The following is a 17,007-nucleotide window of genomic DNA, read 5'->3' as shown; positions in this document are numbered from 1 at the left end:
CAAACCGAGGCTTACGCTATGCAGAACCCGTGACGCTTCCCCCAGACTTCACCCTGCTGCAAGTCGTGCCCGAGCTCGAAACCGGCGGGGCCGAACAGACCACCATCGATGTGGCCCATGCGGTCGTGCGCGCCGGCGGCAAGGCGCTGGTCGCCACGCGTGGCGGTCGGATGGCCGCGCGCCTGGAAGCCGACGGCGCCCGCCTGGCCCAGATGCCGGTCCAGACCAAAAATCCGCTGGTCATGCTGGGCAACGCCGCGCGCCTGGTCGACCTGATCCGCCGGGAAAATGTCTCCATCGTCCACGCCCGCAGCCGCGCGCCGGCTTTCTCGGCGCTGTGGGCGGCCCAGGCGACCAAGACGCCGTTCGTGGCCACCTATCACGGCGTCTACAACGCCAAGAACAAGCTGAAACGCTGGTACAACGCGGTGATGACCCGCGGCGACCTGGTGATCGCCAATTCCAACTACACCCGCGACCACGTGCTGGCCGAGCATGGCCTCGATCCGGCGCGGATCGTCTCCATTCCGCGCGGCGTCGACCTGGAGCGTTTCAATCCGAGCTGGGTGACGCCCGAGCGGGTCCAGGCGCTGCGCGAGGCCTGGGGCCTCGAGCCCAAGGACCGGCGGGTGAAGCTGCTGCTGGCCGGGCGCCTGACCCGCATCAAGGGCCACTTGCTGATCATCGAGGCCGCGCGCCAGATGAAGGCCCAGGGCCGCGACGACTTCCTGATCATCTTCGCCGGCGACGACCAGGGCCGCACCGAATATCGGCTGGAGGTCGAGAACGCCATCGTCCAGGCCGGGCTCGCCGGCCAGGTCCGCGTGGTCGGCCATTGCGACGACATGCCGGCCGCCTACCAGATTTGCGACATCGCCATGCTGCCGACCACCAAGCCGGAATCCTTTGGCCGCACGGCGGTCGAACCCCAGGTGATGGGCAAGCCGGTGCTGGCCTCCGACCACGGCGGCACCACCGAGACCGTGGTCCCCGGCGAGACCGGTTGGCTGGTCGCGGTCGACGATCCGGCCGCCTGGGCCCTGACCATGACCAAGGCCATCGAGATGGGTCCGGCCCGCCTGGCCGCCATGGGGCAGGCCGCCGCCAACCGCGCGCGCCGCCTCTATTCCGTCGACGCCATGTGCGAGGCGACGCTGGAGGCCTACGGCCATGTGCTGGCCGCCCGCCGTTCGGGGTTCAGCGCCTGATGGCCCGCGAAATCAAAAAAATCCTGGTCATCAAGCTGTCGGCCCTGGGCGACTTCGTCCTGGCCCTGGCGGCGATGAAGAAGATCCGCCAGGTGCACAAGCGGGCCCACATCACCCTGCTGACCACCCCGCCCTTCGAGGGCCTGGCCAAGGCCTGCCCCTATTTCAACGCCGTGGAGACCGACGGCCGGCCGGCCGGACTGGGCGAATGGGTCGAACTGCGCAGGCGCATCAAGGCGGCGCGCTACGACCGGGTCTACGACCTGCAGACCTCGGCCCAGTCGGGGCGCATCTTCCACATGCTGGCGCCCTTCCCGCCCGAATGGTCCGGGATCGCCGCCGGCTGCGCCCTGCCGCACAAGAACCCGGCCCGCAACAGCATGCACACCCTGGAGCGCCAGGCCGACCAGCTGAAATACGCCGGCATCTGGCCCGACGCCCCGACCGAGCCCGGCAGCGCGCCGGGTCCGGACCTATCGTGGGTGCTGCCCAAGCCATCACAGCTGCGCCCGGTGCCCGGCGGCGTGAAGCCCCGGCCCTATGCGCTGTTCATCCCCGGCGGTTCGGCTCACCGGCTGGACAAGCGCTGGCCGGCCGAACGCTACGGCCAGCTCGGCCGGATCCTGTTCGAGCGCGGCTACGACATCGTCATCATCGGCGGCTTGCAGGAGAGCGCCCTGGCCCGCCAGATCCAGCGCGACGTGGGCCAGGCCCGCGACCTCACCGGCCGCACGGACTTCGCCAAGGTGGCGATGCTGGGCGCGAAGGCGGCCTTGGTGGTCGGCAACGACACCGGCCCGTTGCACCTGGCCGCAGCCACCGGCGCGCCCACCGTGGTGATGTTCTCCAACGCGTCCGATCCCTCCCTGGCCGCGCCGCGCGGCCACGTAACGGTGCTCCAGGCCGAGAACCTCGCGGAACTCCCGGTTTCGGCGGTTCTACAGGCCGCAAACGCCCTTCTGCCGGCCGCTTGAGTCGATAGCGACCAGCGAGTGCGCTGCGCCGCTTGATCCGGGGGTCCGCCTTCGTCATATATGGTGGGACGACCGGAGCCTTCGTGCTGCCGGCCGTTCCCGTTACAACAGCTCTAGGAGCGAAAGCCTATTCGCCGCCCGATGCAGGCGCCGCCCGTCAAAGACGGACCGCGCATCAATGAAGACATTCGCGTTCCCAAAGTTCTGCTCATCGATCAGCACGGTGAGAAGCAGGGCGTGATGCCGACTTCGTCCGCCATGGAGGCCGCCGCAGAAGCAGGTCTCGATCTCGTCGAGATCGTGCCCAACGCGGATCCGCCCGTCTGCAAGATCCTGGACTACGGCAAGTTCAAGTTCCAGGAGCAGAAGAAGAAGAACGAAGCGCGCAAGCGGCAAAAGGTCGTCGAGATCAAGGAGATCAAACTCCGCCCGAACATCGACACCCACGACTACGACGTCAAAGCCAAGGCGATGCATCGCTTCTTCGAAGAAGGCGACAAGGTGAAGGTCACCCTGCGCTTCCGCGGACGCGAGCTTGCTCACCCCGAGCTGGGCATGAAACTGCTTCAGCAGGTGAAGGCCGACTTCGATCCGGTGGCGAAGGTTGAGTACGAGCCCCGCATGGAAGGCCGTCAGATGATCATGATCCTGGCCCCGCGCTGACGCGCGACCAGGACCACTGACAATCGATTAAGGCGGCCGCCCTCAGGGTGGCCGCCTTTTTCGTGCGCCGCGCCCAAGCTTGACGCTGCCCGCGCGGGAGGGCCTGCTGGCGAGCGTCACGGGAGGGCTCTGTCTTGCACGTGCTTATCACGGCCATGGCGCTTCTGGCGCTGTCGCCCGGCTGCGGCTGGGCCGCCGACCTCTATCTGGTGAACGGCAAGATCTTTACGGGCGTGGGCGAGCCGGCTGCCCAGGCGCTGGCTATCCAGGGCGGCAAGATCGCCGCCGTTGGCGAGAACGGCGCCATCCGCGCCATGGCGCGCGACAAGGCCGCGGTGATCGACTTGGGCGGCCGTCTAGTGACGCCTGGCCTGATCGAAGCTCATGGCCATGCCGGCTCTGCGGCGCCGACGCGCCAGGCCGCCATGCCGAACCTGCCATGGCCCGGTCCGACGCCCGAGGAGGCTATCGCCGCCATCACGGCGGCGGCCCGCCAGGGACCGGGCTGGGTGAGCGGCGAGATCGGCCCCCTGGCGATCAACGATCAGCGCGATTGGCGCGCGGCGCTGGACGCAGCCGCCCCAGCCAACCCCGTCATGCTGCAGGTCTGGTGGGGCCACGGAACGCTGCTGAATTCCGCGGCGCTGAAGGCGCTGGGCGTGGAAGATACGGCGAGCGATCCGCTCGGGGGCTGGTTTGGCCGCCGCGCCGACGGAAGCCTTGACGGCCGGGTGCGCGAGAACGCCGAGTGGCGCCTGATGCGCGCCCGCGACGCCGCTCAGCCGCCGCAGGCCTTCGCGGCCCGCTACAGCGCCACTGCGGCGCTCTACGCCGGCTGGGGCGTCACCACCTATCATCAGATGCTGAACAACCAGGCGCTGCCAGACGCATTGGCCGCGCTGAAAATCTCTCGGCCAACCATCAAATGGCGGCTCTACGGCTGGGCCATGCCGGATCGGCAGATCGCCGACGCCTGGGATCAGTTCGCCGCTCCCTTGGCGCCGGTTGATCGGGTGCGCGCGGCCGGGATCAAATGGGTGCTGGACGCCACGCCGATCGAGCGCGACGCCCACATGAGCGCGCCCTACGCCGACCGCCCAGGCTGGTCCGGGCGTTCGAACTACACGGACGATCAGCTCCATGCCCTGTTGGCCGGCATCCTCGCCCATCCGGGCCAACAGGCGGCGCTGCATGTAGTCGGCGACGCCGAGCTTGCCCGGCTGATGGACGCGATGGAGGCGGCCGCGCCCCCCGCGACCTGGGTGCAGCGCCGGGTGCGCGTCGAGCATGGGGACGGCCTTACGGCCGGCAGGTTCGAGCAGGTCAGGCGCCTGGGCATGGTCGTCGTGCAAAACCCGCTGCATCTGAACCCGATGCCGGACGAGCGCGGCGTCCCGATGATGTCCGCGCGCCTCGGTTCGCGCGCGCCCGCATTCTTGCCTCTCAAGTCGCTCCTCGCCGCCGGCGTACCCCTTGCGCTCGGCTCCGACGCCGGAGGCCCGCCGGCCAACCCCTTCCTCAACATCATGCTGGCGGTCATCCACCCGACCGCCCCCGGCGAGGCCCTCGACCGCGAACAGGCGCTGGCCGCCTACACCTCCGGCGGAGCCTTCGCCGAACGGGCGGAGTTGGAGAAGGGACGGATCGCGGTCGGGATGGCCGCGGACCTCGCGGTGCTTTCCCAGGACATCTTGGTCGTCCCGCTGGACGCCCTGCCCGCCACGCGCAGCCTGCTCACCCTGGTCGATGGAGAGGTGGCGCACGCCGACGCCCCATTCACGATCCTGAAACCCGCACTCTCGGCTCCATAGGCCGCCGCCTTCGGGTCCATACTGCGACCTAGGAGCCGCAGTGCCGCGCGACAAACAACCGACCCCAGCACTCGGGCTTGCGGCGCGCCGCAGCTCCGCTTAACAGCGTTCACATGTCCGACACCGCGCCCCAGCGGGCCGCACCGTCCCCGATGGCGGCGCCGTCCCTGATCGCCGTCATCTTCATAAATATGCTCGGCTTCGGGATCATCGTTCCGTTGCTGCCCTTCTATGCCAAGTCGTTCGACGCCCCGGCATGGCAGATCGCGCTGATCTTCTCGGCCTATTCGGTCGGGGCCTTCTTCGGCGAACCCTTCTGGGGGCGGCTTTCCGACAAGTACGGCCGCAAGCCGCTGCTGATCTCGACGATCACCGGCAACTGCCTCTGCTATCTGGCGCTGGCCTTCGCCCCCAATATCTGGGTCGCCTTCGCGATCCGCCTGGTGGGCGGGCTGGCGGCCGGCAACGGCGCGGTGGTCCAGGGCTACATCGCCGACGTCACCCCGCCGGAAAAGCGCGCCCGCCTGCTGTCGTACCAAGGCGCGGCCTGGAACGTTGGCCTGATCTTCGGCCCGATGGTGGGTGGGCTGTTCGCCCATCCGAACGCCGGCCCGATCGGATTCCGCATCCCGCTGTTCATCGCCTCGGGCCTGGCGGCGCTCTGCGTTGTGGCGATCATGGTGTTCATCAAGGAAAGCCGGGTCCGCAGCCAGGCGATCACCCATCGGCCCAGCCGCTGGGCGGCGATCAGCGACGCCGTCGGCCACCCCGTGATCGGCCGACTGATGCTGCTGACCTTCCTGGTCGGCTTCGCCTTCACCGGCATCGAATCAACCTTCGGCCTCTGGTCGCAGGCCAAGTTCGGCTGGGGGCCGCGTGAGATCGGGGTCTGCTTCGCCTTCACCGGGGCGGCCGCCGCCCTGACCCAGACCTTCCTGACCGGACGGCTGTCGGAGACCTATGGGCCCGGCAAGATGTTGGCCATCGGCATGGGGCTGACGGTCGTGGCCGCCGCCGGCCAGACCCTCTCGCCGGGCGGCGGGGTGACCATCGCCCTGATGTGCCTGACCGCGATCGGCCAGTCGGTGGCCTGGCCCAATGTCAGCGCCATGATCTCCCAGACCGCCGATCCCTATCGGCAGGGACAGATCCTTGGCCTCAACAACGCCACCGGCGCCCTGGCCCGGGTGGTCGGCCCGTTCTGCGCGGGCCTGATCTTCCCGGTCCTGCTGGACGGACCGTTCATCATGGGCGCCCTGGTCGTGGCGCCCGCCATCTTCCTGGCCCTGGCCGCAAGCCGGCGCGCCGCCGCCCAACTCGCCAAGACGCCGCCGGCGCCCACGCCATGAACCCCGCCGCGCCGGCGCCTGACGACGACAAGCGCGCCCTGTTCATCCTGCTGTCGGTGATCTTCCTCAACATCGCCGGCTTTGGCCTGGTGATCCCGCTGCTGCCGTTCTTCGGCAAGGCGCTGAACGCGCCGGCCTGGCAGATCGCCCTGCTGTTCTCGATGTTCTCGTTCGGCCAGTTCCTGGGCGAGCCGTTCTGGGGCCGATTGTCGGACCGGGTCGGACGCCGGCCGGTGTTGATCGTCACCATCGCCGTCGCCGCGCTCTGCTACGTGGCGCTGGCCTTCGCGCCCAACATCTGGCTGGCCTTCGTGGCGCGGTTCGCCGGCGGCTTCTTCGCCGGCAACATCTCGACCCTGCAGGGCTGCATGGCCGACATCACCCCGCCGGACAAACGCGCCGGGCGGATGGGCGTGATGGGCTCGGCCTTCTCGCTCGGCTTCATGACCGGCCCGGCGCTCGGCGGCCTGCTCGCCCACCCTGAGCTTGGCCCCGTCGGCTTCCAGATCCCGCTGTTCGCCGCCGCCGCCTTCGGCCTGGCCTCGTCGGTCTGCGTCGCGCTGTTCGTGCGCGAGACCCGGCCGCCGACCGGGCAGCCCCGTCCCAAGGGACGCCCGCCGGCCCTGCGCGACGCCATCGCTCATCCGATCATCTCTCGGGTCATGATCATCGGCTTCGTCATCGTCTCCGGTTTCGCCGGCATCGAGGCGACCTACGGCCTATGGACCGAGGCCAAGTTCGGCTGGGGCCCGCGCGAGATCGGCTTCGCCTTCGTGGTGATCGGGGTGATCGGCGCCTTCGCCCAGGGGATCGGCACCGGAGCCCTGGTCCGCCGCTTCGGCGAGCCGCGCGTCCTGATCGCCGGCCTGACGCTGATGTGCATCGGCATGCTGGTGCAATTCTCGTCGCAGGTCTGGCCGATGGCCGTAGTGGGCCTGGCCATCGTCGGCTTCGGCCAGTCGATCTGCTTCCCGAACCTGGTGGCGCTGATCTCGCTCTCCACCCCGCCCGACAGGCAGGGCGAGATGCTCGGCCTCAACATGTCGAACAACGCGCTCGCCCGGATCGGCGGCCCGATCTACGCGGGCCAGCTGTTCTCGCTAGTCTCGCCCGGCGCGCCGTTCGCGCTGGGCGCCTTCCTGATCCTGCCCGCCCTGGTCATGGCCTATCAGGTGATGAAGCTGATCCCCCGGCGCACCTAGGGCGCCAACCGCGCCCTTTGCGGATCAGGCCGCACGATCTCGCGCAGGACGACCAGGGTTTCGAAGGAGCGGACCTGCGTGTGGTCGGTCAGCACCTGCGAGCAGAAGGTCTCGTAGGCCTCCATGGATGGCACGGCGATCATCAGCAGGAAGTCCGTGCCGCCGGTCACCTGCCAGGCCCCAAGGATTTCCGGCCGGTTCTTCACCCTCGCCGCAAAGGCGGTCATGACGCCCTCGCGCTCCATCTTCACCAGAACCTGAACCGTGATGGTCCGGGCCAGCCGCGCCGGATCGACGACCGCGATGTCGGCGGCGATCACCCCCGTGGCCCGCAGGCGTCGCAGTCGGCGCAGCACGGCGGACTCCGACAGCCCCACCGCCTCGCCCAGAACCCGGGCCGGCTGAAGATTGTCGCGCCGCACCAGCGCCAGCAGCCGGTGGTCGAAGTCATCCAAGATGACGGATTCCGTCATAATAGCGCTCCGATCGCCCGTTTCCGCCGCACCGACGACCGTTTTCGCCGACATCCGCCACGGCATTCTCAGTAGTTTGCCGCCATGTCGAGGATATTCACCAACACCCAGGCGATGAGCCTGCGCGCGCTGACGCCCTATGCGGCGCTCATCGGCGCCATCATTTCGATCAACCTCGGCACCTCGTTCGCCAAGCAGCTGTTCCCCCTGGTCGGCGCCCAGGGGACCACGGCCTACCGGGTCGGCTTCTCCGCCGTGCTGCTCTGCCTGGCCTGGCGGCCCTGGCGCTTGAAGCTGGGCCGCGAGGATCTGACGAAGGTCGCGCTCTACGGCGTCGTGCTCGGGCTGATGAACCTCAGCTTCTACATGTCGATCCGGACCATCCCGCTGGGGCTGGCCATCGCCATCGAATTCCTGGGCCCCTTGAGCCTGGCGCTCATTCATTCACGCCGGCCGATCCATTTCGTCTGGCTGGGCGTCGCCATGCTGGGCCTTGGCCTGCTGTTGCCGCTGGGGCGTCTCAGCAGCAGCCTGGACCTGACCGGCGTCGCCTTCGCCGCCGCCGCGGCGGTGTTCTGGGCGCTTTACATCATCCTGGGCAAGCGGACCGGCCACCTGCCCGCCGGTCAGTCGGTGGCGCTGGGCATGGCGACCGCGGCGCTGTTCCTGGTCCCCATCGGCCTGATCGAGGCCGGCGCAAAGCTGCTGAACCCGCTCACCCTTGGCCTTGGGCTGATCGTCGCGATCATCTCCAGCGCCATCCCCTTCTCCCTGGAGATGGTCGCCCTGCGCGGCATGCCCAAGCGCAGCTTCGGCGTCATGCTCAGCCTGGAGCCGGCGGCCGGCGCCATCGCCGGGCTGCTGATCCTGGGCGAACACCTCGTCTCCACCCAATGGCTGGCGATCGGCCTCATCGTCGCCGCCAGCGTCGGCACCATCCTGACCGATCCGGCCCGGGCCGAGGACATGCTGGAGGACGGCCCCGCCGCCGCCCCTTAGCCCGCCCTAGAACAGGCCGGCGAGCAGGTTGATGGTCAGGGCCAGCACCACGGTGTTGAAGGTGAAGGCGACGATCCCCTGCACCGTGCCGATCCGCCGGAGCGCCTTGGAGGTGAAGGCGATGTCGGCCGTCTGGCTGGCCACGCCGATGACCACGGCGAAGTGCACGAAGTCCCAGTAGTCCGGCGCCTCGCCGCCCGGAAACAGCAGGCCGCCCGCGTCCTTCCCGCCCGTCTCGTCGGGGGCGTAATATTCGTGGGCGTAGTGCAGGGCGAAGATCATCTGCACCATGAACCAGGACACCGCCACGGTGGCGAAGACCAGCCCGATCCGCAGCGCCTTGACCACGCCCTGATCGGCCTTGGCCGCCGACAGCTCCGCGCCGATCACCCAGATGCTCGCCGCCGCCGCCAACACCACCAGCGCCAGGATCAGCCCCTGGCCCTCATCCTGCGTGGCCGCCGTCGCCCGTATCGTGGAGGGCCGCGCGCCCCACATCATCATGACCGCCGCGACGATGAAGCTCAGGCAGGTGGCGTTCCACGCCAGGATCGCCGAGGTGACGAGGCTCAAGCTGCTGGGAATAACCAGGCAGGCCACCCAGACGATCAGCCCCGCCAGCATGGCGCCGACCAGCCGGGGGCGGCTGGCGAACGGTCCCAGCATGCGCGGCAGCTGCCTGCGGTGGTCCCGGTTGCGGATGGGGGCTCGCTTGGGACTCATCTGCACATCGCTCCTGACGGGTCGAACGGCTATATCGCAATCGGCCCCGGGCGAGGCGCGCGAGACTCAAACCCTTGCCTTCTTTCGCCCTTTCACGTAAACGCCCCGCTCTTCGGAGTCGTCTGGCCAAAGGCATGCCAGGGCGACTCGTCAATACGCCAGAGGACGGGGTTAGCGCTCCGTAAGAGAAATGCCCAAACTGAAGACTAAGTCAGGCGTTAAGAAGCGCTTCAAATTGACTGCGACCGGTAAGCTGAAAGCCGGCGTGGCGGGCAAGCGTCACCGCTTGATCAACCACAACGCGAAGTACATCCGTCAGAACCGCGGCACCAAGGTGATGAGCGAAGCTGATACGAAGATCGTCAAGCTTTGGCTCCCCTACGGCCTCTAAGGAGAACTGACACATGGCTCGCGTTAAACGGGGCGTAACCGCCCACGCCAAGCACAAAAAAGTTCTCGAGCAGGCCAAGGGTTTCTATGGCCGCCGTAAGAACACCATCCGCACGGCCAAGGCCGCTGTGGACAAGGCCGGCCAGTACGCCTACCGCGACCGCAAGGTCCGCAAGCGTAACTTCCGCTCGCTGTGGATCCAGCGCATCAACGCTGCGGCCCGCCTCGAAGGCTTCACCTATTCCCAGTTTATCTTCGGCCTTGATAAGGCCGGGATCGAAATCGACCGCAAAGTCCTCTCGGACATCGCGGGTAACGATCCGGTTGGTTTCAAGGCCATCGCCGACAAGGTTCGCACCGCGCTGGCTTGAGGCCATTTGAGTCCAACGACTTAACTGAGCATTCGAGAAGCCCTCCGGTGAGAACCGCCGGAGGGCTTTTTGCTGCCCTCTTCACGCGCCCCGTCCGTTCCCCTAGACGAGCCCCGTCATGACCGCACAACTCGAAGCCGATATCACCACCGCCATCGACGACGCCGCCGATGGCCCGGCCCTGGAAGCCGTGCGCATCGCCGCGCTCGGCAAGTCCGGCTCCATCTCCGACCTGCTGAAGTCGCTGGGCTCCATGAGCCCGGACGAGCGCCGCGAGCGCGGCCCGCAGATCAACGGCCTGCGCGACCGCGTCGCCGCCCAGATCGCGCAGAAGAAGGCCGCCTTGGAGAGCGCCGAACTCGACGCCAAGCTGGCCGCCGAGCGCGTCGACCTCTCGCTGCCGGCCCCGCCGCGCCGCCGCGGCTCGGTCCATCCGACCATGCAGGTCATGGACGAGATGATCGCCGTCTTCGCCGAGATGGGCTTTTCCGTCGCCGAAGGCCCGGACATCGAGACCGACTTCAACAACTTCACCGCCCTGAATTTCCCGCCCAAGCACCCGGCGCGGGAAATGCACGACACCTTCTTCCTGCCGGAAGACGCCCATGGGGAGCGCAAGGTCCTGCGCACCCACACCAGCCCGGTCCAGGTGCGGGTGATGCACAAGGTCAACGAGAAGCTGCCCGGCTGGATCGCCAACGGCCAGGAGCCGCCGATCCGCGTGATCGTGCCCGGTCGGACGTTCCGCAAGGACAGCGACCAGACCCACACGCCGATGTTCCACCAGATCGAAGGCCTGGTGATCGACAAGGCCATCCACATGGGCCACCTGAAGTGGACGCTGGAAACCTTCATCGCGCGGTTCTTCGAGACCTCGGAAGTGACGACGCGCTTCCGGCCGCACCACTTCCCGTTCACCGAGCCCAGCGCCGAGATGGACGTCCAGTGCGACCGCTCAGGCGGCGAGGTGAAGATCGGCCAGGGCACCGACTGGCTGGAGATCCTCGGCTGCGGAATGGTTCACCCCAACGTGCTGCGCAATGTCGGGCTTGATCCCGACGTCTGGCAGGGCTTCGCCTTCGGCTGCGGCGTCGACCGCCTCGGCGTCCTGAAATACGGCATGCCCGACCTGCGCGACATGTTCGCCAGCGACGTCCGCTGGCTGGAGCACTACGGCTTCAGCCCCTACGCCGCCCCGAACCCGGCGACGGGCCTGAGCTGATGGCCGGATCGGCCGCCCATGCATCGCTGGAGCATTTCGCTTTCGGCGACAGCCCGGCTACGGCCGACGCGCTTCTCGCCCTCGTCCTTGAGGGCAAGAAGACCGCGACTTGCTGGGCGGCGATCCAAGGCCTGAAGGGCAGCGAACTCGGCGCGCGCTATGTCGTGCTCGACGGAGCCGCCAGGCCCCGCGCCATCATCGAATCCACCGAACTTGTCCAACGCCGCTTCGATGAGGTCGATCCCACCTTCGCCGCCGAAGAAGGCGAAGGCGATCTCAGCCGGGCTCACTGGGCTACCGTTCACGAAGACTGTTTCACACGCGAAGGCACCTACGCGCCCGACATGTTGCTCTGGTGCGAGCGCTTCCGCCTGATCGAGATTATCGGCGAAGGAGCCGATCAATGAAATTCACGCTCTCCTGGCTCCGGGATCACCTGGACACCACCGCCACCGCTCAACAGGTGGTCGACGCCATGACCATGGCCGGCCTCGAGGTCGAGCATGTCGACGATCCGGCGACCAAGCTGGCGGCGTTCTCCGTCGCCAAGATCGTCGAGGCGGTCCAGCATCCCAACGCCGACCGCCTGCGCGTCTGCCAGGTCGAGACCAGGGACGGCCGCAAGGAGATCGTCTGCGGGGCGCCCAACGCCCGCGTCGGCCTGACCACCATCTACGCCCCCATCGGCGCCTATGTGCCGGGCCTGGGCGTCACCCTGGTCGAGAAGCCGGTGCGCGGCGTGGTCTCCAACGGCATGCTCTGCTCGGCCTCCGAGCTGGAGACGGCCTCGGAATCCGACGGCATCATGGAATTGCCGGACGATCTGGCGGTCGGGACCTCGGCCGCCGAGGCGCTGAGCCTGGAAGCGGTGATCGACTTCGAAGTCACCCCCAACCGCCCCGACTGGCTGGGCGTCGTCGGCATCGCCCGCGACCTGGCCGCCGCGGGCCTCGGAACCCTGAAGGACGTCGGCGTCGCCAAGGTCCCGGGCCAGTTCCCCAACCCCGTCGAGATCCGCCTAGACGGCGTCGGCGCTTGCCGCCAGTTCTCCGGCCGGCTGATCCGGGGCGTGAAGAACGGCCCCTCGCCGGCCTGGCTGCAGCAGAAGCTGCTCTCGATCGGCCTGCGCCCCATCAACGCCCTGGTCGACGTCACCAACCTAATCACCTACGACCGCGCCCGGCCGCTGCACGTCTATGACGCGGCCAAGCTGACCGGCGGCTTCATCGAAGCGCGCCTCGGCCGCGAGGGCGAGAGCTTCGAAGCCCTCGACGGCAAGACCTACGCGATCACGCCGGACATGACCGTCATCACCGACGCCTCAGGCGTCATCGGCCTCGGCGGCGTCATGGGCGGCGTCAGCACGGGCAGCTCGGACGAAACCACCGACGTCTTCGTCGAGAGCGCCTGGTTCGACCCGATCTCGACCGCCCAGACCGGCCGCGCCACCGGCATCAACTCCGACGCCCAGTACCGCTTCGCGCGCGGCGTCGATCCTGAGAGCCTGGTTCCTGGCCTGGAGCTGGCGACCAAGCTGATCCTCGAGCTCTGCGGCGGCGAGCCGTCGGAGATCACGGTCACTGGCGAAGCCCTGCCGCGCCCGGCGCCCATCGACTTCGACCGCGCCTACGTCAAGAAGCTGGCGGGCCTGGACCTGCAGCCGCAGCGGATCGACGACATCCTGCGCGACCTTGGTTTCGCCATCGACGGCGATGTGGTCGCGCCGCCCTCGTGGCGCCGCGACGTCGAAGGCAAGGCCGATCTGGTGGAGGAAGTGGCGCGCATCGAGGGCTACGACGCCCTGCCCGCCCTGCCGCTGCCCGAGATGCCGCCCACCGCCGGCGGCGTGCTGACCGCCCGCCAGGCGCGTATCCGCGCCGGCCGCCGCGCCATGGCCGCCAAGGGCTATGCCGAGACCATCACCTGGAGCTTCACCAAGCGCGACACCGCCCGCCTGTTCGGCGGCGGCCAGGACGAGCTGGTCGTCACCAATCCGATCGCCTCAGATCTGGACTGCATGCGCCCCTCGATCCTGCCGAACCTGATCGAGGCCGCCGGCCGCAACGCCCGTCGCGGGTTCCCAGACGTGGCGCTGTTCGAGATCGGACCGTTCTACAAGGGCGACCAGCCCGCCGACCAGCTGACCAGCATCGCCGCCGTCGTCGCCCCGCACGCGCCGCGTCGCTGGGACGGCGCCAAGCCCGACGCCCTGTTCGAACTGAAGGCCGACCTGATGTCGCTGCTGGACGATCTCGGCGCGCCGACCACGTCGCTGCAGGTCACCCAATCGGGCCAGTCGGACTGGTGGCATCCGGGCCGCTCGGCCGCGCTGCGCCTGGGCAAGAACGCGCTGGTCGAGTTCGGCGAGATCCATCCGCGCATCCTGAAGGCGCTGGATGTCGAGGGCCCGATCCTGGCCTTCGAACTGATCGTCGACGCGATCCCCGAGCCGAAGAAGAAGGCCACCAAGACCAAGCCGGCGCTGGAGCTGTCCGCCCTGATGCCGCTGTCGCGCGACTTCGCCTTCGTGGTCGCCGCCGATGTCGCGGCCTCCGACCTGATCAAGGCCGTGGCCGGCGCGGACAAGGCGCTGATCACTCAGGCCCGGGTGTTCGACGTCTATCAGGGCCCCGGCGTGCCGGAAGGCTCGAAGTCGGTCGCGGTCGAGGTGCTGCTGCAGCCGCGCGAAAAGACCCTGACCGACGCCGAGATCGAGGCCTTGTCGGCCAAGGTCGTGGCGGCGGCCGAAAAGGCCGTGGGCGCCAAGCTGCGGGGGTGATCCAAGACAGGTGAGGGGGCGGCGCAAAGCGACGCTCAACCGCCGATCCGCCTGCGCGGCGGAACGGCCGGTGTCCCCTCACCCAACCTCTCCCCAGCGGGGAAAGGCGTTAGGGCCTTCTAGAAAGGCAGCACGCGCCGTTGGCGGCTGAAGCCGAGATAGCCGACATTCGCGCCCAGGCGCAGGCCGACGCCGGCGCGGATCGGGGCGATGGTGACGTCGTCGGAGCGCAGATAGTTCACGCCCAGGCCGGCGATCAGATAGGCCGCGCCCTCGACACCCGGGAACCGCTGGAAGATCACTTCCGGGTACTGGAGATTGTAGCAGAGGGTGAAGACCCGGCTGGCGTTGCCGCCGAAGTCCCAGCCGACCGATGGTCCCTGCCAGAAGACCTCCACGGGCTGGCGGTTCTTCATATAGAGCAGGCCGCGGCCATAGCGCGCGCCGCCGACAAAGGCGCCCGAAGCTTCCTCACCGGCGATGTAGGCGGTGGGCTTGCCGTTGTCCTGGAACACCCGTTCGATGGCGCCGCCCGCGGCCTCGGCGCCGACGCCCAGGAAGTCCGAGACGTTGTTGACGATTTCATCGCGGTTGTAGGTTTCGGCCTGACCGGCGGAATAGCTCGGATTGGCCGTGGCGGACGGCGAAGGCGATGGCGGCGAGCCGGGCCCGCCCGGCTGAGCAGACGCGCAGCCTGCAGCGCCAAGCGTGGCCAGTCCCGAAACGATGAGCGTACGGCGATCCATGTGTCGCAAAATCCTTGAAGCTTGAACGAGCCTCACATCCCCAGAGGGCATGAATGGGGCGGTCAGGCTTAACGTCCGATTAACCATGCACAGACGGNGAGCCCCCTCCACCGCTTCGCGGTCCCCCTCCCCCGTTCCCGTTGGTCACGGGGGAGGAAAACACGCACGCTCGCGATCTCGCGTGAATGTGCTAGACGCAGCGGACCATGACGACGCCTCTGTCCCACATCCGCAATTTCTCCATCGTCGCCCACATCGACCACGGGAAATCGACGCTCTCCGATCGCCTGATCCAGGAAACTGGCGGCCTCACCAAGCGTGAGATGACCGAGCAGGTTCTGGACAACATGGAGATCGAGCGCGAGCGCGGCATCACCATCAAGGCCCAGACCGTCCGCCTCGAATACAAAGCCAAGGACGGCGAGACCTATGTCCTGAACCTGATGGACACCCCCGGTCACGTCGACTTCGCCTATGAGGTCAGCCGCTCGCTGGCCGCCTGCGAAGGCTCGATCCTGGTCGTCGACTCCTCGCAAGGCGTCGAGGCCCAGACCCTGGCCAACGTCTATCAGGCGATCGACAACAATCACGAGATCGTCCCAGTCCTGAACAAGATCGACCTGCCCGCGGCCGAGCCGGAACGGGTGCGTCAGCAGATCGAGGACGTGATCGGCATCGACGCCTCTGAAGCGGTGCTCTGCTCGGCCAAGACCGGCGAAGGCATCGCCGAGGTGCTGGAAGCAGTGATCGCCAGATTGCCGCCGCCCAAGGGCGACCGTGACGCGCCGCTGAAGGCGCTGCTGGTCGACGCCTGGTACGACCCCTATCTCGGCGTCGTGGTCCTGGTCCGCGTGCTCGACGGCGTCCTGCGCTCGGGCATGAAGGTCCGGATGATGAACGCCGGCGCCAACCACCAAGTGGACAGGATCGGGGTCTTCACCCCCAAGCAGACCGAGGTCGCTGAGCTTGGTCCCGGCGAGATCGGCTACATCACCGCCCAGATCAAGCAGGTCGCCGACGCCGCCGTCGGCGACACGATCACCGAGGAAAAGCGTCAGACCGAGAAGGCCCTGCCGGGCTTCCGGGTCGCCCAGTCGGTGGTGTTCTGCGGCCTGTTTCCGGTGGACGCCGCCGACTTCGAGGACCTGCGCGCCGCCATCGGCCGCCTGCGCCTGAACGACGCCTCCTTCACCTACGAGATGGAAACCAGCGCCGCGCTGGGCTTCGGCTTCCGCTGCGGGTTCCTGGGGCTGCTGCACCTGGAGATCATCCAGGAGCGCCTGAGCCGCGAGTTCGACCTCGACCTGATCGCGACCGCACCCAGCGTGGTCTACAAGATCCACATGAACGATGGCAGCGAGATCGAGCTGCACAATCCGGCCGACATGCCGGACCCGGTGAAGATCACCAGCATCAGCGAGCCTTGGATCAAGGCGACGATCCTGACGCCGGACGAGTACCTCGGCTCGGTCATCAAGCTCTGCCAGGACCGCCGCGGCGAACAGCGGGAGCTGAGCTATGTCGGCTCGCGCGCCCTGGTGGTCTACGACCTGCCGCTCAACGAAGTGGTGTTCGACTTCTACGACCGCCTGAAGAGCGTCTCGAAGGGCTACGCCTCCTTCGACTACGCCATCGAGGGCTACCGCGTTGGCGACCTGGTGAAGATGTCGATCCTGGTCAACGCCGAGCCGGTGGACGCGCTCTCGATGCTGGTCCACCGCGACCGCGCCGAGACCCGTGGCCGCGGCATGGTCGAGAAGATGAAGGACCTGATCAGCCCGCACCAATTCCAGATCCCGCTGCAGGCGGCGATCGGCGGCCGGATCGTGGCCCGCGAGACCATCCGCGCCCTGCGCAAGGACGTGACGGCCAAGTGCTACGGCGGCGACATGAGCCGCAAGCGCAAGCTGCTGGACAAGCAGAAGGCCGGCAAAAAGCGCATGCGCCAGTTCGGCAAGGTGGAGATCCCGCAGGAGGCCTTCATCGCCGCCCTGAAGATGGACGCCGACTAGAGAGAAGTCCCTCTCCCCGCTCGGGCCTGTTGCGAAATTCGCTGATCGTGATTCCCTGGTGCTGAGCCAGGGAGTCGTCGATGTC

At 67.9% G+C, this 17,007-nt stretch carries 16 protein-coding genes; 13 read left to right on the top strand and 3 right to left on the bottom strand.

The window, feature by feature from the left end; all coding sequences use genetic code 11:
• Positions 1 to 29 precede the first annotated feature (29 nt).
• The 6 genes from ASE02_RS03765 (at position 30) to ASE02_RS03740 (ending at position 7,207) form a co-directional block, all read left to right on the top strand.
• Positions 30 to 1,208 (top strand): glycosyltransferase family 4 protein, encoded by a 1,179-nt coding sequence (locus ASE02_RS03765; protein ID WP_235536603.1) that lies wholly within the window; start codon positions 30 to 32, stop codon positions 1,206 to 1,208.
• The gene (locus ASE02_RS03760) at positions 1,208 to 2,182 is read left to right on the top strand and encodes a glycosyltransferase family 9 protein (RefSeq protein WP_056731309.1); all 975 of its coding nucleotides are present in this window, start codon (positions 1,208 to 1,210) and stop codon (positions 2,180 to 2,182) included. The genes ASE02_RS03765 and ASE02_RS03760 overlap by 1 nt, the downstream gene beginning before the upstream one ends.
• Positions 2,183 to 2,323: 141 nt before the next feature.
• Positions 2,324 to 2,845 (top strand): translation initiation factor IF-3, encoded by a 522-nt coding sequence (gene infC / locus ASE02_RS03755; RefSeq protein WP_056731308.1) that lies wholly within the window; start codon positions 2,324 to 2,326, stop codon positions 2,843 to 2,845.
• Positions 2,846 to 2,985: 140 nt separating this feature from the next.
• Positions 2,986 to 4,656, top strand: coding sequence for an amidohydrolase (locus ASE02_RS03750; protein ID WP_235536606.1), 1,671 nt, complete (start codon positions 2,986 to 2,988; stop codon positions 4,654 to 4,656).
• A gap of 113 nt (positions 4,657 to 4,769) precedes the next feature.
• Entirely contained in the window at positions 4,770 to 6,005 is a 1,236-nt protein-coding gene (locus ASE02_RS03745; protein ID WP_082601864.1) for an MFS transporter, read from the top strand.
• Complete coding sequence (locus tag ASE02_RS03740) at positions 6,002 to 7,207, top strand: MFS transporter (protein WP_056731302.1); 1,206 nt, start codon at positions 6,002 to 6,004, stop codon at positions 7,205 to 7,207. Before ASE02_RS03745 ends, ASE02_RS03740 begins: the two co-directional genes overlap by 4 nt.
• Here ASE02_RS03740 and ASE02_RS03735 read toward each other — a convergent pair.
• Complete coding sequence (locus ASE02_RS03735) at positions 7,204 to 7,680, bottom strand: Lrp/AsnC family transcriptional regulator (RefSeq protein WP_056731299.1); 477 nt, start codon at positions 7,678 to 7,680, stop codon at positions 7,204 to 7,206. The two genes, ASE02_RS03740 and ASE02_RS03735, sit on opposite strands and share 4 nt — an antisense overlap.
• A gap of 84 nt (positions 7,681 to 7,764) precedes the next feature.
• Between ASE02_RS03735 and ASE02_RS03730 the strand changes: the two genes are divergently transcribed.
• Positions 7,765 to 8,679, top strand: coding sequence for a DMT family transporter (locus ASE02_RS03730; RefSeq protein WP_056731297.1), 915 nt, complete (start codon positions 7,765 to 7,767; stop codon positions 8,677 to 8,679).
• Between the two features lie 6 nt (positions 8,680 to 8,685).
• Here the strand turns inward: ASE02_RS03730 and ASE02_RS03725 are convergent, their stop codons facing one another.
• Positions 8,686 to 9,402: a DUF1345 domain-containing protein gene (locus ASE02_RS03725; protein ID WP_056731295.1), complete on the bottom strand. Its 717-nt coding sequence runs from the start codon at positions 9,400 to 9,402 to the stop codon at positions 8,686 to 8,688.
• Between the two features lie 190 nt (positions 9,403 to 9,592).
• On the opposite strand from ASE02_RS03725, the gene rpmI reads away from it, so the two are divergent.
• From rpmI to pheT, 5 genes are all read left to right on the top strand, one after another.
• A complete protein-coding gene (gene rpmI / locus ASE02_RS03720) occupies positions 9,593 to 9,793 on the top strand; it encodes a 50S ribosomal protein L35 (RefSeq protein WP_056731293.1) in 201 nt (66 codons plus the stop codon).
• A gap of 13 nt (positions 9,794 to 9,806) precedes the next feature.
• Positions 9,807 to 10,163 (top strand): 50S ribosomal protein L20, encoded by a 357-nt coding sequence (gene rplT, locus ASE02_RS03715; RefSeq protein ID WP_056731292.1) that lies wholly within the window; start codon positions 9,807 to 9,809, stop codon positions 10,161 to 10,163.
• Positions 10,164 to 10,281: 118 nt separating this feature from the next.
• A complete protein-coding gene (gene pheS / locus ASE02_RS03710; protein WP_056731290.1) occupies positions 10,282 to 11,385 on the top strand; it encodes a phenylalanine--tRNA ligase subunit alpha in 1,104 nt (367 codons plus the stop codon).
• Positions 11,385 to 11,792 (top strand): ASCH domain-containing protein, encoded by a 408-nt coding sequence (locus ASE02_RS03705; protein WP_056731289.1) that lies wholly within the window; start codon positions 11,385 to 11,387, stop codon positions 11,790 to 11,792. Before pheS ends, ASE02_RS03705 begins: the two co-directional genes overlap by 1 nt.
• Positions 11,789 to 14,164 carry a phenylalanine--tRNA ligase subunit beta gene (pheT, locus tag ASE02_RS03700; RefSeq protein ID WP_056731287.1) on the top strand — a complete coding sequence of 792 codons (2,376 nt, stop codon included), beginning with the start codon at positions 11,789 to 11,791 and terminating at the stop codon, positions 14,162 to 14,164. The genes ASE02_RS03705 and pheT overlap by 4 nt, the downstream gene beginning before the upstream one ends.
• A 119-nt stretch (positions 14,165 to 14,283) precedes the next feature.
• Here pheT and ASE02_RS03695 read toward each other — a convergent pair whose 3' ends face one another.
• Positions 14,284 to 14,910 (bottom strand): DUF1134 domain-containing protein, encoded by a 627-nt coding sequence (locus ASE02_RS03695; protein ID WP_056731286.1) that lies wholly within the window; start codon positions 14,908 to 14,910, stop codon positions 14,284 to 14,286.
• 206 nt (positions 14,911 to 15,116) lie between these two features.
• On the opposite strand from ASE02_RS03695, the gene lepA reads away from it, so the two are divergent.
• Complete coding sequence (gene lepA, locus ASE02_RS03690; RefSeq protein WP_056731284.1) at positions 15,117 to 16,922, top strand: translation elongation factor 4; 1,806 nt, start codon at positions 15,117 to 15,119, stop codon at positions 16,920 to 16,922.
• Positions 16,923 to 17,007 lie beyond the last annotated feature (85 nt).

The organism is Phenylobacterium sp. Root700, assembly GCF_001429025.1.
Taxonomy (GTDB): domain Bacteria; phylum Pseudomonadota; class Alphaproteobacteria; order Caulobacterales; family Caulobacteraceae; genus Phenylobacterium.
Note: the sequence above shows the minus strand (reverse complement) of the source record. Positions and strands in the feature narration are given on the sequence as shown.

What these genes read in the sequence shown, in the direction of transcription:
- ASE02_RS03695 (WP_056731286.1), bottom strand. Translation starts at nt 14,910, where the DNA reads ATGGATCGCCGTACGCTCATCGTTTCGGGACTGGCCACGCTTGGCGCT.
- infC (WP_056731308.1), top strand. Translation starts at nt 2,324, where the DNA reads ATGCAGGCGCCGCCCGTCAAAGACGGACCGCGCATCAATGAAGACATT.
- lepA (WP_056731284.1), top strand. Translation starts at nt 15,117, where the DNA reads ATGACGACGCCTCTGTCCCACATCCGCAATTTCTCCATCGTCGCCCAC.
- rplT (WP_056731292.1), top strand. Translation starts at nt 9,807, where the DNA reads ATGGCTCGCGTTAAACGGGGCGTAACCGCCCACGCCAAGCACAAAAAA.
- ASE02_RS03735 (WP_056731299.1), bottom strand. Translation starts at nt 7,680, where the DNA reads ATGACGGAATCCGTCATCTTGGATGACTTCGACCACCGGCTGCTGGCG.
- pheS (WP_056731290.1), top strand. Translation starts at nt 10,282, where the DNA reads ATGACCGCACAACTCGAAGCCGATATCACCACCGCCATCGACGACGCC.
- pheT (WP_056731287.1), top strand. Translation starts at nt 11,789, where the DNA reads ATGAAATTCACGCTCTCCTGGCTCCGGGATCACCTGGACACCACCGCC.
- ASE02_RS03730 (WP_056731297.1), top strand. Translation starts at nt 7,765, where the DNA reads ATGTCGAGGATATTCACCAACACCCAGGCGATGAGCCTGCGCGCGCTG.
- ASE02_RS03725 (WP_056731295.1), bottom strand. Translation starts at nt 9,402, where the DNA reads ATGAGTCCCAAGCGAGCCCCCATCCGCAACCGGGACCACCGCAGGCAG.
- ASE02_RS03705 (WP_056731289.1), top strand. Translation starts at nt 11,385, where the DNA reads ATGGCCGGATCGGCCGCCCATGCATCGCTGGAGCATTTCGCTTTCGGC.
- ASE02_RS03760 (WP_056731309.1), top strand. Translation starts at nt 1,208, where the DNA reads ATGGCCCGCGAAATCAAAAAAATCCTGGTCATCAAGCTGTCGGCCCTG.
- ASE02_RS03740 (WP_056731302.1), top strand. Translation starts at nt 6,002, where the DNA reads ATGAACCCCGCCGCGCCGGCGCCTGACGACGACAAGCGCGCCCTGTTC.
- ASE02_RS03745 (WP_082601864.1), top strand. Translation starts at nt 4,770, where the DNA reads ATGTCCGACACCGCGCCCCAGCGGGCCGCACCGTCCCCGATGGCGGCG.
- rpmI (WP_056731293.1), top strand. Translation starts at nt 9,593, where the DNA reads ATGCCCAAACTGAAGACTAAGTCAGGCGTTAAGAAGCGCTTCAAATTG.